The following is a 19,350-nucleotide window of genomic DNA, read 5'->3' as shown; positions in this document are numbered from 1 at the left end:
TACAGCTGCTTTACTTTAATAATTGAAAATATCCTCTGAAAATTAAAATAAACCAATGAAAGACTTAATTGATAAACTACAGGGAGAAGGAATTTTACTTGAACTCATAGATAATAAACTGAAGGTTTTTGCTGAAAAATCTACTATTGCTCCCGGTTTAATTGAAGAAATAAAAAAGAACAGAGAAGAGTTGACTCTTTTTTTACTGAACAGTCAAAAGCTGCAGGCATCAAAACCTGTATGGCCAGAAATACTAAAAACAGCCGATTTAGAGTATTATCCATTATCTTCTTCACAATACAGAATGTGGGTTTTAAGTCAAATGGAAGAATCCAGTAAAGCCTATAATGTTCCGGCTTTATACACTTTTGAAGGGAATCTGAATGTTAAAACATTGGAGCATGCTTTTCAGTTGATTATCGAGCGTCATGAAATTCTAAGAACCAGGTTTGTCAATAAGGAGAATACCGTTGTACAAAAAATAATCCCTGCCGCAGCAATACAATTTAAGGTAGAAGAAATAAATCTAAGAAATCAAACAACAAGTGCAGAAGAACTAATCAACAAAGAAATGTCCTATTCTTTTGATTTAGAAAAAGAGCTGCTGCTAAAAAGTATCATTTATCAAACAGAAGATCAAAAGTGGATATTTTTCTTTATGATTCATCACATCATCAGTGATGGCTGGTCGATGGGAATACTTATAAATGAGTTATTAGAAAACTACACGGCATTAGAAAAAGGCGAAAATGTTGCTAAAGAACCCTTAACGATACAATACAAAGAATATGCAGTTTGGCAGCAAAAATTATGGAGCGATGATTATTTTGCAGCGCACAAAGAATATTGGCTGTCACAGATTTCAGGTGAAATCCCTAAAATCCAACTTCCTTTCAGTAAAACAAGACCGGTTTTAAAAACCTATAACGGAGATACCGTTTACAGAACCATAAGTAAAGAAATAAGCACGAAGTTCAGGAGAGTTTGTCTGGACAACGAGAGTACTTTATTCATGGGATTGCTGGCCACTTTAAAAATAGTACTTTACAAATATACCAACCAGACAGATTTAATTGTGGGTTCGCCAATAGCAGGGCGTGAGTTACAGGTACTTCACAATCAGTTGGGACTGTATTTAAATACCATTGCTTTAAGAGGAGTGATGAATCCGAAAGACAATTTCGAATCTTTTCTTAAGAACATTAAAGAAAGCACTTTAAAAGCTTATAACTACCAATCGTATCCTTTTGATAAACTGATAGAAGAAGCACAGTTGGAGACCGATTTAAGCAGAAATCCATTGTTTGATATCTTCCTGATTTTACAAAACAACGAAAGTACGAACGTAAAAAACATCGGAGATCAATTAACTGTTCAGGCTTTAGAAACAGAAAACAAAACCAGTAAGTTTGATTTGCTTTTCAATTTTGTTGAGGTAGATGAAAATTTAGAATTGAGTATTGTTTATAATACCGATTTGTATGACACGTTTTTTATAGAGCAAATCACGATACATTTTGAGCATTTATTGAACTTAGTAAGCGACACTCCGTCAGAAACAATAGAGAACCTTTCTCTGGTAACTGAGAGCGAAAAGAAAAAACTGGTTTTAGATTTCAATGCTACACAGTTCAGTGATCAGGTATGTGCTCCGTTGAATGTTTTATTCGAAGAACAAGTAGAGAAATTTGCTAATCACACAGCACTTCGTTTCAAAGAGAAAGAATTTACTTTTCAGGAACTGAACGAAAAAGTGAATCAGCTGGCCCATTATTTACGCGAAGAAAAAAACATCAAACAAGGTGATTTCGTTGTCGTAAAACTTCCAAGAAGCGAGCAGATGATTGTCGCCCTTATGGCTATCATAAAAGCCGGAGGCGCTTATATTCCGGTAGAACCGCAATATCCTCAAGAAAGAATCAATTTCATTATAGCCGACAGTCAGTGTAAATTTTTAATTGATGGGGAAACTTTAGAAAATATCTCAGAACAGTTGGCTTCTTTGCCTAAAAGCAATCCTGAAAATCACAATAAAGTTACCGATCTGGCTTATGTACTGTATACCTCCGGATCAACCGGAAATCCGAAAGGCTGTATGATTACCCATGAAGGAGTAACCAACAGAATTGACTGGATGTGGAACGAATACCACTATTCTTCGAAGGACGTTATTCTGCAAAAAACCACTTTTACTTTTGATGTTTCGGTATGGGAAATTTTCATGCCTTTATGCTGGGGAACCAAAATGGTACTTTGCGAACAGGAAGACATTTCAGAACCGCATCGCATTCTGAATTTAATCCAAAACAATGGCGTAACCAGTCTGCATTTTGTGCCAAGTATGCTCAACACCTTTATTACTTCTGTAACTAACACAGAACAATTAGGAAATAAATTATCTAGTTTGCGTGCCGTAATAACCAGTGGCGAAGCTTTAACACCATTGACCGTTAAGGAATGGTATAATAAAGTATCGGCTGCACCCATTTACAATCTTTATGGTCCGACAGAAGCTTCTATAGACGTTACTTTCTTTAATACTAATGTAGACAATGAAATAGTCCCGATTGGAAAACCAATCTGGAACACACAGCTTTATATTTTAAGTGAGTCAGATGCCGTTCAGCCGATTGGTGTAGCGGGAGAAATTTGTATTGCCGGAAAAGGGCTGGCCCTTGGTTACCTAAACAATCCGGAGTTGACTCATCAGAAGTTTGTACCGAATCCATTTCAACCCGGAGCGAAAATGTACCGAACCGGAGATCTGGGCATGTGGCTGCCTGATGGGAATGTAGCCTATTTAGGCAGAAAAGATTTTCAGGTAAAAATCAGAGGATTCAGAATAGAGCTGGAAGAAATAGAAGCGGTATTAAACCAACATCCACAAATACAAACGGCCGTGGTTTTAGACCATACTAATGAAAACAGCGGAGATAAATATCTGACAGGCTATATTGTAGCAAATGGTGAATTGGTGAAGGAAGAACTCAATTTATGGCTGGGAACTAAACTTCCTGTTTATATGATCCCGTCAAATTTTGTGGTAGTAAATGAAATTCCATTAACTAATAGCGGTAAAGCAGACCGAAATAAACTACGCCAAAGTAACGGACTAAGTCTAAAAACAGCCATTGCCTACGTTCCTGCACAGAACGAGCTGGAACAAAAACTGGTAGTAATTTGGGAAGGAATACTCAATCAGACCAAGATTGGGATACTCGAAGATTTTTTTACACTGGGCGGTCACAGTTTAAGTGCTACACATTTGGCCAATAGCATCAACAGAGAATTTAATGTGAAAATCAATCTGAGAGATATTTTCGAAAACAGAAACATTCAAAGTCTGGCCAAAAAAATAGCCGGGACAACTACGACTGTTTATCAGGAAATTAAAAAAGTACCGGAAAGCAGCAGTTACCTGCTTTCTTCAGGGCAAAGAAGATTATGGCTGTTGTCGCATCTGGACGATGCGAGTATAGCGCTCAATATGTACAAGACCTTTACGTTTACCGGTGTATTGGACATTTCGGTATTTGCAGCAGCTTTTTTGGCCATTCTGAAAAGACACGAAAGTCTGAGAACGGTTTTCAGACTGGATGAAAATGGTATCGTGAAGCAATATATCAAAGCCTTTAATGAAAATTTACTGAATTTAACGACTGAAGATTTCAGACCAAATCAATATTCTCAGGAGGTTATTGATGCCAAAATCAACCAGGAAATCGATAAACCTTTTAATCTGGAAGAAGATTCTTTGCTGCGATTGAAATTGTATCAGATCAAAGACGATCAGTGGATGTTTTCTTTTGTAATGCATCATATTATCAGTGATGGATTGTCGATGAATATTTTGACGAAAGAATTTGTTTCGAATTATCAAAATTTATCCCAGGGAAAAACAATTACAGCTTCTGAATTAAAAATTCAGTACAAAGATTATGCGCAATGGCAAACAGAACAATTTCAGTCGGAGGAATATAAAAATCAGCTGCAGCATTGGTTAAAAAAGTTTGAGGGAGAAGTTCCGGTATTAGACTTTCCAACTGATAAATCAAGAGCAGCAATCAATGTATATGACGGAGATTCAGTTGATTTTACAATTGAGAAAGAGACTTTTTCAAAATTTAAAAACTTCTGTGAGAGCCACTCGATTACCGTTTTTACCGGACTTTTATCATTGGTTAAAACGTTATTATACAAATATACCCATCAACAGGATATTACCATCGGTACGCCTATCGGAGGCAGAATACATACCGATTTGGAAGACCAGATCGGGCTTTACATCAACACTGTTCCTTTGCGAACAGTATTCAATGAAAATCACGATTTTATAAGTTTACTGCATCAGGTAGAACAAAGTGTCATCGATGCACAGGAAAATCAAATGGTCGCTTTTGATGAACTCGTTCTTAATTTAGATCTTCAATTGAGCCGTAACCGCCATCCATTGTTTGACGTTTGGTTTGTACTGAGAGACAATTCGATAGAAGCCGATAAACAAGCACTCGAAATAGATCATCTGCAAATCGCAGAATACGATGATGTAACCCTGAAAAAATGCCTGTTCGACTTAGTATTCAACTTCATAGAAAGCGAAGGACAGTTAGAAGGAAAAATCGAGTACAAATCAGGATTGTACGTTAGAGAAACCATTGTGAGGTTAATCTCAAACTTAAAAGTACTGCTGCATCAGGTAGTAGCAAACTCAGATCAAAGTTTATCGGGATTATCATTCTTAAATGCTGAGGAAGAAAATTTACTACTTCATGTCTTTAATGATACGACTAGAGATTATAGCGCGCAGCCCGACACCTTAATTGGTCTGTTTCAAAAGCAGGTATTAGAAACACCAGAGCAGACTGCACTGGTTTTTGAAGATAAAAAAATAACATATCAGGAATTGGATGAGGTATCCAACAAACTGGGGAATTATTTAAAGAAAAAATACGGCATAAAGGCAAATGAATTTGTAGGCGTTAAATTAGACCGAAGCGAGTGGAATGTTATTTCATTGCTTGGGATTCTAAAAAGCGGAGGAGTTTATGTACCCATTGACATTGCTTATCCGGAAGAGCGAATCGATTATATCATTGAAAACAGCGATTGCAAGCAGGTCATCGATTCTGATGAAATTTATGATTTCAGATCGATGGAAAAGCTCTACAGCAGTGTTATGGAGCAATCGAATAGCAGTGCTGATGACCTGGCTTATCTGATTTATACTTCCGGTTCAACCGGTCTTCCTAAGGGAGTTTCGATAAAACAGGGTGCCATTTCGAATACAATTTTATCTCAGATGGAAATTTTTGGCAATGAAAACAAAGAAAAAGCCCTTCAGTTGGCCTCGTTTTCTTTTGATGCTTCGATTTCAGAAATCTTTACAGTTTTGGCTTCGGGCGGAGAATTGCACATCATAACCGATGAGGTAAAAAAAGACACCGAAGAGCTGGAAAACTATATCGAAGAACACGCAATTCATTTCGCAACCATTTCTCCTTCTTACCTGAAATTATTGCAGCTGGACAAAATTAAAAGTTTAAAAAAGCTGGTAACTGCAGGAGAAGCAGCCCCGACCGAAGAAGTTAAAAAATACCTGACTTATGGCGGTACCTGTTTTAATGCTTACGGCCCTACAGAAACCAGTATTTGTGCTACGATTTATAAAGTGAATGAAAATCAGCTACAGGAACTTTCTAATGTTCCTATCGGATTTCCAATCGCCAACACTAAAATTTACATCCTCGGAACCAACGAAAAATTACTTCCTCTTGGAGCCATTGGGGAAATTTATGTAAGCGGAGCCGGTTTAGCCGAAGGGTATTTGAACAAGCCGGAATTAACCAATCAGAAGTTTATCGATAATCCATTTGCTGAAGGCGAAAAACTATACAAAACCGGTGATTTAGGAAAATGGCTCCCTAACGGTACGATTGAATATGCCGGACGAAATGACGATCAGGTAAAAGTGAGAGGATTTAGAATCGAACTGGGCGAAATAGAAACCGTTATCAAAGAACACGAAGCAATCGAAGATGCCGTAGTAGTGGTGAAAGAAGACAGTTTAGGAATTAAAGAAACCGTTGCCTTTTTTGTGCTAAAAGCCGATTCGGTTTCAGACAGTGATGATATTAAAGAATTTTTAGAAGACAAACTGCCGGAATATATGATTCCGTCTCACTTTATAAGCTTGAAAGAATTTCCGCTAACTCTAAATGGAAAAACTGACAAAAAGAAATTGTTGCAGAACAAGTCTTTAACCGAAAATGTTTCCCGAAACTACCTGGCGCCCCGAGACGAAACAGAAAGTAAACTTGCCGCATTGTGGGAAGAAGTGCTGGAAATCGATAAAGTGGGAGTACTGGACGACTTTTTTAAAATAGGAGGTCACAGTTTAAAAGCCACTTATTTAATCACGAGAATAAAAGCGGAATTTAACGCAAAACTCGATCTGATTTCGATTTTCAATAATGCCACTTTAGGAGAAATGGCAGCTGAAATAAAAAAGGCGCAGCTCGTGAATGCGGAAGTCGTGATTACAGATGATTTTGAAAATATCTCCCTATAACCTAATCCCATTTTTTAAAACTATAAAATAAATCTAAATGGCTACTCCAAAAATATATCTGAAAAATAACGTACAAGTTGAACCGTTAATTTCAAACTGGTATGCATGGCATCACATTATCCCGCCAATTCTAACGGGGTTTAATGTGGTAAACCGATACATTCCGATTATGGAATCGTATATCAACGATCCAAGCATACATGAGACTGCCGTAAAAGATCCTGCTTTTAGAGGAGGTCCTTTTATTGATTTAGACAAAAAACACGTTGATGAAGTAGCAGCTTTGTTGGAAAACACAAAGAAAATGGCAGCCCCGCTTTTTGAGTTTACAGATGCCGTAAAAGAACTGGACAAATTGCTTAAGAAAAAAGCAACCGGACATTTGATGCAGCCGCTGTATAAAGAAGTTCCATCGGCAATCAGAGGGTATGTCGAATTGTATTATGACAGGCATCACAGACCGGATTTCAGATTTTATGAGCCTCTTATTTATGCCAGTCCGTATTATGTAGAAGACTTTCAGACGGTGAAGCTGTCTTTAATTAATAAGGATGCCGACCGGCCTTTTATCTTCTCCACGCCAAGATTGTCTAATCTGGAAGCAGCATTGGAATTAAAATTACCTTTTAAATCGAAACAAATCGACGAGTTGTTCAAGATGAAACGTGAGCCTCAAACTTTCGAATACATCAAAGAACTTTTGAATATTGATCAAAACGATGAGGCACTGTTTAGAGATTTATTTACTACAGAAGAGCCTAAAAAGTATGAAAAATATACCGGAGACAGTATGCGCATCCGATACTTCGGACACGCTTGTATCCTGATCGAAACTAAAGAACACTCCATCGTGCTCGATCCGGTTTTAAGTTATACCTACGAATCTGATGTGTCCCGATTTACCTATGATGATTTGCCGGACGAAATAGATTATGTATTGATCACCCACGGGCACCACGACCACATATTGATGGAAACGATGCTGCAAATACGACACAAAGTCAAAAATATAGTTGTGGGTAAAAGCATAGGCGGTGCCATTCAGGACCCGTCATTGAATTTACTGTTAAGAAATCTGGGATTTGAGAATATTATAGAATTAGAAGAATTGCAAACCATTTCGGCTATCGATGGTATTAAAATTACAGGAATTCCATTTATCGGCGAACATCATGACATTCACATCAACAGTAAACTTTCGTATCACGTTGAATTAGACGGTTATTCTTTATTGGCAGTAGCAGATTCCTGTAATCAGTCGCCGGAATTGTACGAACATGTTCATGAGATTATTGGTGATGTAGACGTGCTGTTCATGGGAATGGAATGCGACGGAGCACCGGCTTCATGGGTGTATGGGCCAATTTTTACCACCAAACAGGAACGCGAAAAAGACTTCAGCCGAAGAGGAAGAGGCAGTAATTACGACGAAGGAATCAAAATGGTAAACTGCTTTAATGTTAAAGAAGTTTATGTGTATGCCATGGGGGAAGAACCATGGGTGCGACACATTTTGGATGTTGAATATACAGATGAATCCAACCCAATTGTGCAATCGAACATGTTAATCGAAGACTGCAGAAACAGAGGTATCGTAGCAGAAAGACTATTTGCCGAAAAAGAACTGTTTAAACAAGCGGTACTGCTGTACTAATTCCCTTTAACCCTCCCCAAAACAAAGACTACTATCCATTTATTTTCTTAAATAATTCATCTTATGGCATCAGATTTATATTTAAAATTAAAAGAACAAAACATTCACATTGACGTAAAAGACGAGAATCTTGACATTAAGGCTCCTGCAGGGGCATTGACTCCCGATATTATTGACGAGATTAAAAGAAACAAAGCCGATTTAATTCGTTTTATTAATCAATACAAATACGACAAAGCAGTTGCCATTCCGAAAGCTGCTATAAGCCCTGATGCAAAATATGCCCTGTCTTCCTCACAGTTACGACTTTGGATTTTAAGCCAGTCTGAAAAAGGAAATGTGGCGTATAATTCGGTTGGAGGATATATTTTTGAAGGAGTACTGGATCAAAATACGTTAAATGAATCTCTGAAGGAAATCGTATCGAGACATGAGAGTCTGAGAACTGTTTTTGAAGAAGACGGTAACGGAGGAGCAAATCAGATTGTTAAAGGAATAGAAGCAATCGATTTTTCAATTGAACATGCGGACTTACAAAACGTCTCAAATGCCGATGAAGTTTTAAAAGAACAGGTTGCCAAAGAGGCTTTAATTCCTTTTCACTTATCAAAAGGACCGCTTTTTAAAACAAAGCTTTACCAGTTAGCGCAGAATAAATGGGCTTTTATTTATACCATACATCACATTATTGTGGATGCTTTGTCAATGAATATTTTCATTGCCGAAATACTGGAATTCTACAATTCTAAAAAGCAAAACAGAGCTAATGCATTAAATGCGTTAAGAATACAATATAAAGATTACGCCAGTTGGGAAAATGAACAGCTTACCGGTAAAAAATACGAAGAGTTAAAAAATTATTGGCTCGATCAGTTTCAGGGAGAGTTGCCGGTTCTTACGATGCCGGTGGATAAAAAAAGACCAATTCTGCAAACATTCAATGGCGGAACAGTAGAAAAAAGAATCGACACCAAATTATCAGAAAACCTTGAAAAACTGATAAGAGAAAACGGTGCAACCATGTTTATGGGATTAACCGCCGTAATTAATACTTTATTATACAAATTTTCTACCCAGGAAGATATCATTATCGGAACTCCGGTTTCCGGAAGAGAAGACGAAGATCTGCAAAACCAGATAGGGTATTATGGAAACACGCTGGCCATTCGAATGAAGTTTAAAAAAGAAAATACTTTTTTAGAATTGTTAGAATACACCAAGAAACAGGTAGTAGGTGCCTATGAGCATCAAATGTTTCCTTTTGCAACACTTGTGAAAGAGCTAAACTTAAAAAGAGACCCAAGCAGAAATCCGCTTTTTGATGTTCAGGTGATCTACGGAGAAAATGACAATTCTAAAAAAAGCGAAAGTTTGGAAGGCTTGCAAGTTTGGGAATATGAATTTGAAGAAAAACTAAAAACCAGTCGTTTTGATATGGTTTTCAGTTTCTACAAAGACGGAAATCATTTAGTGCAGAACATTCAGTACAATACGGATGTTTTTTCAGAAAAAATAGTACATCAGATTGCAGACCATGTTTCGGTTATCATGAATTCTATTGTAAAGAATCCAAAGGAACAAATTTATAAATTGGAACACATCGGAGAGCAGCAAAAAGTAGCACTTCTGCAACTTTCTAAAGGTGATGTTCTGGCGTATGACCAAAGCAAAACAATACTCGATTTATTTAAAGAGCAAGTACAGGAAAAACCCGAAGCTATAGCAGTGGCTTTCAAGAATAAAAAAATCACCTATAAAGCGCTGGACGAAGAATCGAACAGATTAGCCAATTATTTGTTAGCCAATCACACCCTCAAAAAGAACGATTTTATAGGATTAATGATTGATAATTCTGAAAATGTACTGGTTTGCATTCTGGGAATTTTAAAAACAGGAAGTGCTTATGTGCCGATCGATCCGGAATATCCAAAACAAAGAATTCAGCATATTATTGAGGACAGCGGATTAAACGTTCTGCTCACGCAATCCGATTATCTTTTTGACCTTGATTTTTATACAGGAGAGTTTTTTGCCACAGACATTCAAATGGATTCGATTGCGGCCGAAAGTACTGTATTCGAGGCACAAGTGAATCCTGCTGATGCGGCTTACATAATTTATACCTCGGGTTCTACAGGTAATGCAAAAGGAGTCGTGATCAATCACGAAAATTTAATGTTTTCTACTATCGCAAGACTGGAGACTTATCCTGATGCAGCGGCATTTTTATTACTGTCTTCGATCTCATTTGACAGTTCTGTTGCCGGAATTTTCGGGACAATTACGGGAGGAGCTAAATTGGTTTTTGCCCCTAAAATCAGAGTTTCGGATGTCGATACTATAATAGATATTCTGGTAGAAGAAGAGGTTTCTCATTTACTTACCGTTCCCTCTTACTATCAGCTGCTGCTTAACCAGTTAGGAGAGCATCCAAATAAGTTAAAAACAGTAATCGTAGCAGGGGAAGAATGTACCAAACAGCTGGTTGATCTGCACCAGAAGGTGACTACACTAAAAAACTGTAAACTTTTTAATGAATACGGACCTACAGAATGTACCGTTTGGGCCAGTTATTATGTGTATGAACCGGCTGTAGAATTTATCCCTTCTATCGGAAAACCAATAGCCAACAGCTCGGTTTATATTCTGAATGATAACAATGAATTATCCATTGACGGTCTGATTGGAGAAATTCATATTGCCGGTAAAGGGCTTTCAGGCGGTTACTGGAACAATCCGGAGCTTTCCAAAGAAAAGTTTGTCGATAATCCGTTTGAAACCGGAACAAAAATGTACAAGACAGGAGATTTGGCCAAGAGATTTTCAGATGGTAATATTGAGTTTTTAGGTAGAAAAGACAATCAAATCAAGATAAGAGGAAATCGTCTGGAATTAGGCGAAATCGAAAATGCGCTCTTGAATTTTAAAGGTATTGACGGAGCAGTTGTTACCTACAGTGAAGGTACTTTGGTAGGGCATATACTAACCGATATTGTAATAAATATTGACAATCTGAAAAAGCACCTGAAAGAACAATTACCAATATACGCAGTACCAACAAGCTATACACAGTCCAATGAATTCCCGTTATTGCCAAATGGAAAAGTAGACAAAAAGGCCTTAGTCGTTTTAGCCAATAAACATACCTTAAAGGGAGACTCGTATGTACCGCCTTCTAATGAAACAGAAGCTGCTTTGGTACATGTATTTCAGCAAATTCTGCAAAAAGAAAGCATAGGCATAGAAGATGATTTTTTTGCATTGGGAGGAGATTCGATAAAAGCCATACAAATTATCTCCAAATTGAAACAGCTTGGTTTTGTATTAACAGTACAGGATGTTATGCAATTTACTGCCATACAGGAATTAGCACTTCACGTAAAACTGGCAAAGCAGGAGATCGATCAAAATGCAGTAGAAGGAACCATTCCGCTTACGCCAATTCAGAAATATTTCTTTGAGGTGACTTCACAGCATAAAAATCATTTTAACCAATCGATCTTATTAAAATCATCGAAGTCTTTGTCTGAAGAAGGATTGAAACAGATCTTTCAAAAGCTTACCGTACAGCATGATGCTTTAAGAGCGATATTTAAAGAGGAAGGCAACGAATGGATTCAGGAAATCAAAAATGATGGATTTGAATTCCAACTGTACGTTCACTCAAATGTTACTGCTTCTGAATTTGAGACCATTTGCGATGGGTATCAATCTTCTTTCGACTTAGAAAAAGGCCCCTTGTTTAAAGCAGTTTTGTTCAAAAGAGAAGATACTGATTATTTGTTGCTGCTTTCTCATCACCTGGTGATTGACGGTGTTTCCTGGAGAATTATTTTAGAAGATTTAATGACTTTATACGGGCAGTACGAAGCAGGAGCAGCATTAGAATTACCTCTAAAAACACATTCTTTAAAATACTGGCAGGAAAAACAACTGGAATACGCCAATTCAATGACCATGATGGAAGAAGAAGTGTATTGGTCTTCTATAAACGAAGCAACACAGTTCAGTACTTCCGAACTGCCAAAAGATTTTGATTATGAGGGCAATAATTTTTATAAAGATTTTGAGACAAAAGTATTTCAACTCGATCCAAGCTTTACCGAAAAATTATTGACAGAAGCACACAAAGCTTATAAAACCAATATAAACGATGTTTTAATTGCTGGTTTATCGCTTGCAATCGGTAAAAATTTTGATATCGATAAGGTAGCGATTCAGCTCGAGGGTCACGGAAGAGAAGATATCAACTCAGAGATAGATATCACCAGAACGGTGGGGTGGTTTACCACGATATATCCCGTACTCATCACTCTTAAAAAGAAACAGGATAACATTGGTCAATTAATAGAAGTAAAAGAAACGCTGCATCGAATTCCAAACAAAGGCATCGGATTCGGGATTTTGAAATACCTAAAAGATTGCGAATTAAATGTAAAAGCAGATGTTTCCTTTAACTACCTGGGTGATTTTGATTTAGGACAATCAAACCAAGAAGATCAAATCTTTCAGTTCGCAGATATTCCAAAAGGAAGAGAAATCGCAGCGAATACCGAAAGAACGGGAACACTGGATGTATCGGGAATTTTAGTCAATGGCCAGTTGCAGATTATGCTTTCATTTAATACCAACTATTTCAGAAATGAAACCATAGAAAACTTAAAAGAAGCATATAAATACGAATTAGAATTATTGATTTCCAGTCTTTCCGAAGAAAAAGAAACCCATTTAACCCCTGTTGATTTTACCTATAAAGGTTTGGACCTGAGCAGTCTGGAAGAATTAAACAAAATGCTGTAACCGTACTACTAAAAAGCTATGAAAATTAAAGATATATACCCGTTAACACCATTGCAGGAAGGAATTTATTTCCATTGGAAACTTTCTAAATCCATGTATTTTGAGCAGTCATCTTATAAAATACAAGCTGAATTGGAGATCAATTATCTTAAAGAAAGTTACGATCAGCTGATTGCAAGACATGATGTGCTCAGAACTTGTTTTCGGGATAATGTAGGTGAAGATCTTTTGCAGATTGTTCAAAACGAAGTGCCTTCCAACTTTACTTTTCTGGACATTACCGGAAATACAAGCGAGACCATAGCCTCAGTAAAAGAGCAGGATATTGCAAAAAGCTTTGATCTGACTGTAGGTTCACAGATGCGTCTTACCGTTGTAAAAACGAGTGCAAACCAGTATGAATTAATTTGGAGCCACCATCACATTATCATGGACGGCTGGTGTATCGGTATTTTGATTGGTGAATTTTTTAGGCTTTATGAAGGTTTACTTCAAGGGAAAAGAAACATTTTGCCTAAAGCAACTTCCTATTCAGACTATGTGAAATGGTTGATGAAAAATGACAAAGAAAAATCATTGCAATACTGGAACCATTATCTGGAAGATTTTCAGGGATTAAGTACGTTACCTTTTCCAAAGCAGCATGTGGAAGCCTTTAGTCCGGGAGAAATTTTTTATACCATTAGTGGAAGTTTAAGAGAAAAACTGGCTGTTTTGTGTCAGGAGAATAGTAGTACTGAAAATGTCTTTTTTCAGACGATATGGGGAATTTTACTAGCCAAATACAACAATACAAATGATGTGGTTTTTGGTGGAGTAGTATCGGGCAGACCTGCAGAAATTCATGATGTTGCCAATATTATCGGGCTTTTTATCAATACAATTCCGGTAAGGATCTCCTTTGACGATAAGACTACCGTAAAGCAAATCTTATTGCAGACACAGGAGCAGGCCATACAAAGTTTGCCTTATCATTATCAGGCCATTAGTGACATACAGCGTAGCGTAAACAACGGTCAGTCGTTGTTTGATCATATCATTGTTTTTGAAAATTATGTGGCCGCCGAAGTGATAGCCGAAAGTGAAAAAACAAATATAAAATTGTTAGAAGCGGCATCTTATGAGGGAGAAAACTATGATTTTTCACTGGCAATTGTACCAGGAAAAGACATCAGTATCCGTTTTACTTTTAATGCCAAAAAATATGATGAAAGGGATATTACAGCGCTTAAAAATCATTTTGAACAAGTCGTAAATACTATAGTAGAAAACTTTGATATTCCGGTTTCTGAAATAGAACTTTTGCAAGAATCAGAAAAAGAAGCCGTGTTGTCTTTGTCCGGTCATGACATGCTGAAAGAAGCTGCTGCGGAATACACTTTGGTGGAGTTATTTGAAAATGTAGTGCAGGAGAATCAGGATCAGATTGCGTTAGTTTATGGAGAAGAGCAGTACAGCTTTACCGGGTTAAATGGAATTGCAGATCAGTTTGCAGACTTTCTTATTTCAGAATATAAAGTACAGCCCGGAGATTTTATTGCCATGCAGCTGGATCGAAATGACTGGCTGGTTATTGCGCTGTTGGGAATCTTAAAAGCCGATGCTGTATACGTTCCGCTTCATATTAATTTGCCACAGGACAGAGTAGATTATATATTGGAAGATAGTAACAGTTCGATTATTATTGATGAGGATTTTATCAATCGTTTCAAAGTACATCCTAAAGCAAATACGACGATCTCAAAGGTCAAAATTTCACCATCCGATTTAGCCTATCTTATTTATACTTCAGGGTCGACGGGAAAACCAAAAGGAGTGCTTGTCGAGCATAGAAACATTTGTGCTTTGCTGGTCAATACAAAAAACAGTTTTGTCATTTCTCAAAAGCCCGTACTGCCTTTGCTGGCCTCTAATTCGTTTGATATTTTTCTTTTTGAATTGTTTCATCCCCTGTTGGCAGGAGGAAAAGTAGTGATGGTATCCAATGATGAAATAAAAGACATGGAGGATCTTTCAAAAATTCTCAGACAAACCAATAGCTTTCATGCCGTACCAACGCTGATGCGAGCGGTTATTGATCATATAAAAACGAACAATACCCAGCAATCCTATCCTCATATAGAATCGATTTTTATAGGGGGAGATAAAGTACCTGTCGGGATTCTCGAAGAAATAAGAGAAGTATTTACCAATGCAGTCATAAACGTACTGTACGGCCCAACCGAAGGATCTATTTTTATCACTTCTGAAAGTTATTTGCCTAACGTTAAACAATTTCCAAACGCAGTAATAGGACAAAGTAACGCCTATAATGCAACTTATGTACTGGACGATCATTTAAAATTATGTCCGATTTACAGCATAGGAGAATTGTGTATTTCCGGAAATCAGGTAACAAGAGGCTATCTGAACCAGGAAGAAATAACAGCCGAAAAGTTTGTCGTAAACCCTTTTAAGACCGATGAAAAGCTCTACAGAACAGGCGATATGGTCAAAAGACTTCCAAACGGCAAAATAGAATTTGTCGGCCGTAAAGACAATCAGGTTAAAGTAAGAGGATACAGAATTGAATTAGAGGAAATAGAAAATGCTCTATTGTCAAATGAATACGTAGATTTTACCATTGCCAAAACCATTACAGTCTCAGGCGACGAGAAAGAAATTGTAGTCTATTTAAAGGCTACAAAACAAATGGATGCACAAGAGCTGGTACATTTTCTGAAAGGAATATTGCCTTCTTTTATGATTCCGGATTATTACGTACAACTAGAGGAGATTCCGTTAACGGTAAATGGAAAAGTAGATGCTAAAAAACTACCGAATCCTTTGGATACAAATGCCGTAAGGAAAGCAGATTACGTTAAGCCTGTAACGGAGACCGAAATAAAACTAACCGAAATATGGCAGCGCATTCTGGACCGAAAAGCGGTTGGAATTCAGGACAACTTCTTCCATTTAGGCGGACATAGTTTAAAAATGATCAAGCTGTCCAATCAGATTTTTGTGAATTTCGGCATGCACCTCAACATAAAAGAAATATATATTCATCCTACTATAGAAGAACAGGCTGCCTATATTGATCGTTCTTTAAACAGCTACACCCTAACAATTCCACAGGCAGCAATAGCACCAAGTTATCCTTTGTCCTCTTCTCAGTATCGAATGTATAATATATGTTCTATAGACGCTCAGGTAAATAAAGCTTACAATATTAGAATAATAGATATTAAAAATGAAGCCGTAAACCTGGAATTTTTTACCAGAGCAGTATACGATTTAATAGAGCGACATGAAATCTTAAGAACCGCTTTTGTTACCAATGAAAATGGTGAACCGGGACAAATCATCATTCCGATCGAAAAAACAGAACCTTTAAAAATTCAATATTTGGATTTGCGTAACAGCGAAACCTTAGAAAAGGATTTACAAAAAGCGCTTATCGAAACAGGTGATGTCTCTTTTAATTTAGAAACGCCTCCTTTGATGAAAGCAGCATTGATAAGCGTTAAAGAAGATAAATGGATCATCAGTATTCTTTTTCATCATATCATTTTTGACGGATGGTCAACGGATGTTTTTGTAAAAGAACTGTACGCCTTATATGAAAAGTATAGCAAAAACAGCGCAATTGCTTTACCGCCTTTAGCCATACAGTTCAAGGATTATGCAGCCTGGGAGCAAAGTATGATTAAAAGTGAAGCAATTGAAGCAGATAAAAAGTACTGGCTGAAACAATTTGAAGGCAATCTGCCAATAGTAAGTGAATTGGGAGATCAAAAAAGACCCAACATCAAAACACATAACGGCGCAGTACGATCAAAAGTTTTGGAAGGCAGTATTTTGAAAGACCTAAACAGCTTATGCGAGAACAAAGAAGTTTCGCGTTTCATGGTCTTTTTAGCCGTAACCAATATTTTAATCTATAAAAATACCGGAGATCAGGATATCATTACAGGAAGTCCAATTGTAAATCGCGACTATCCGGAACTGTTTGATCAGATTGGTTTTTATGCCAATACCATTCCGTTGCGAACCCATTTAAATGAAAGCGCTTCATTTACAGCAACTTTAAAACAAGTAAAAGAGAATGTAATCAAAGCCAAAGAACATCAAAAATTTCCGCTTGATGAGTTAATTAAACTTTTAGACATTAAATACGATGCCGGCAGAAATCCGTTGTTTGATATCATCGTTACCGCCAGAGAAGAAAACAATCAGGCATCAGATTTAGAGTCTTATGATGCGATTATTGATGCTGTAGGAAATGGAATCTCTGCCAAATTTGATTTGACATTCGATTTTTTAGTGACCGATTCGACACTTACCCTGACATTAGAATACAACACTGATATATTCTCTTCAGAAAAAATCACGGCATTGCTTAACCATTTAGAGCAGATATTAATACAGGTTACCCAAAATGGAGACCAAAAAATAAGTGCGATCGATTGTTTGACAGCAGCAGAGAAAAAACATTTACTGGAAGAATTAAACGGTCATCAAACCGAGTATCCGAAAGATTCATCGATTATCGAATTGTTTGAAAAGCAGGTCGCTCTGACACCCGAAAAAACAGCTCTGGTATACAAAAAACAAAAGTACACCTATCACGAACTCAATAATGTTGCCAATCAGCTGGCCAATTATTTAGAAGAAAATTACAAAGTAACAGGAGAATTGGCGGCCATTTATTTGCCAAAAAATGAATGGCAGATCATAAGCATTTTAGCCTTGTTAAAATCGGGTTGTGCTTACGTACCCATTTCGGCCGATTATCCGCAGGAACGAATCAGTTACATCATTAAAGATGCGAATGCCGAATGCCTGATTGCGGTGGATCTAATCGAAGATTTTGTACAATCACAGGCTAATTATTCGTCTAAGTTTGAAAGTATTTATGCGAAAACAAACGATCTGGCCTATGTCATGTACACCTCCGGTTCTACCGGAGAGCCAAAAGGTGTTTTAATAGAACAGCAAAGCGTTGTCAGGTTAGTCAAAAACAACAATTTCATACACCTTAGCGGAGAAGAAGTATTACTGGCTACAGGAGCTTTTTCGTTTGATGCCAGTACTTTCGAGTATTGGGGAATGCTTTTAAACGGAGGAACTCTGGTCATTTGCGACGAAAATACGCTATTGTCTGTAAGAGGGATGAACGAGGTGGTTGCAAACGAAAAAGTCACCATGATGTGGTTTACCGCAGGCTGGTTACATCAGTTAGTAGACGAAAACCTAATCTTATTCAAAAACTTAAAAACAGTACTATGCGGAGGAGATGTTTTATCTCCACACCATATTACGAAACTGAAAAGTACTTATCCTGAATTAGTAGTTGTCAATGGATATGGGCCTACCGAAAACACAACATTTTCGATAACCCATACCATTGACTTACCGATAAAAACATCCGTTTCGATCGGTGTTCCGATAAGTAATAGTACCGTTTATATCATGGACAAAAACCACCAGCTGGTACCTAAAGGAGTCATTGGTGAAATCTGTGTAGGAGGTGACGGTCTGGCAAGAGGTTATCTGAACAATGCTGAACTGACCCATTCAAAGTTTATAACAAACCCTTATAAAACAGAGGAAAGACTCTACAAAACGGGTGATTTAGGCAGGTGGACCCATAACAATACAATTGAGTTCGTAGGAAGAAAAGACAATCAGGTAAAATTACGAGGTTACCGAATCGAACTCGGAGAAATTGAAAATATCTTATGTACCCACAAATTAATATTTTCATCATTGGTGGTCATAACAGACGGTACGGCAGCAGAAAAAAAATTAATTGCCTATTTGGTTACCGATGAAGATCTTGAAAGTAACACTTTAAAAAACTGGCTCAGAACCCAATTGCCAAAATACATGATCCCCAATCATTTTGTCTTTTTACGAGAGTTTCCGTTAAACATCAACGGAAAAGTGGACAGAGCTAAACTTCCTGAAATTACCGAGCTGGAAACAGAACGTGCAGCCTATACGGAACCCGTGACACCTACTGAAAAAACACTGGCAAAAATATGGGAAGCTGTTTTAGAAATAGAAAAAATAGGACTCGCAGATAACTTCTTTGATTTGGGCGGACACAGTTTAAAAGCTGTAAAAATGTTCCACCTTATCAACAATCAGTTAGAAGTGAAACTTACCATATCTGATTTGTTCACCAATCCAACCATAGAGAGTCTGGCGAACGAAATTGACAATGTCATTTGGGCCAATAACGAAGAACTGGAAGATGTCGAAAGCGAAAACATCACCATCTGATGCAATAAAAAACAAAAACAATAAAACCTAAAGCCCCCTTAAAATCGAACCGTATTTA

At 37.3% G+C, this 19,350-nt stretch carries 4 protein-coding genes; all 4 read left to right on the top strand.

Annotation, left to right across the window (positions count from 1 at the left end; translation table 11 throughout):
- Positions 1 to 55 precede the first annotated feature (55 nt).
- The 4 genes from BHE19_RS21610 to BHE19_RS21595 all read left to right on the top strand — a co-directional run bounded on the left by BHE19_RS21610 (position 56) and on the right by BHE19_RS21595 (position 19,292).
- Entirely contained in the window at positions 56 to 6,568 is a 6,513-nt protein-coding gene (locus BHE19_RS21610) for a non-ribosomal peptide synthetase (RefSeq protein WP_070908827.1), read from the top strand.
- Positions 6,569 to 6,605: 37 nt separating this feature from the next.
- The gene (locus tag BHE19_RS21605; RefSeq protein WP_017496631.1) at positions 6,606 to 8,222 is read left to right on the top strand and encodes an MBL fold metallo-hydrolase; all 1,617 of its coding nucleotides are present in this window, start codon (positions 6,606 to 6,608) and stop codon (positions 8,220 to 8,222) included.
- 63 nt (positions 8,223 to 8,285) lie between these two features.
- Positions 8,286 to 13,022: a non-ribosomal peptide synthetase gene (locus BHE19_RS21600; protein WP_070908826.1), complete on the top strand. Its 4,737-nt coding sequence runs from the start codon at positions 8,286 to 8,288 to the stop codon at positions 13,020 to 13,022.
- Positions 13,023 to 13,040: 18 nt separating this feature from the next.
- The gene (locus BHE19_RS21595) at positions 13,041 to 19,292 is read left to right on the top strand and encodes a non-ribosomal peptide synthetase (RefSeq protein ID WP_070908825.1); all 6,252 of its coding nucleotides are present in this window, start codon (positions 13,041 to 13,043) and stop codon (positions 19,290 to 19,292) included.
- Positions 19,293 to 19,350: the final 58 nt, after the last annotated feature.

Source organism: Flavobacterium tructae (assembly GCF_001853485.1).
Lineage (GTDB): Bacteria > Bacteroidota > Bacteroidia > Flavobacteriales > Flavobacteriaceae > Flavobacterium > Flavobacterium tructae.
This window is presented reverse-complemented; position numbering and strand designations above follow the sequence as displayed.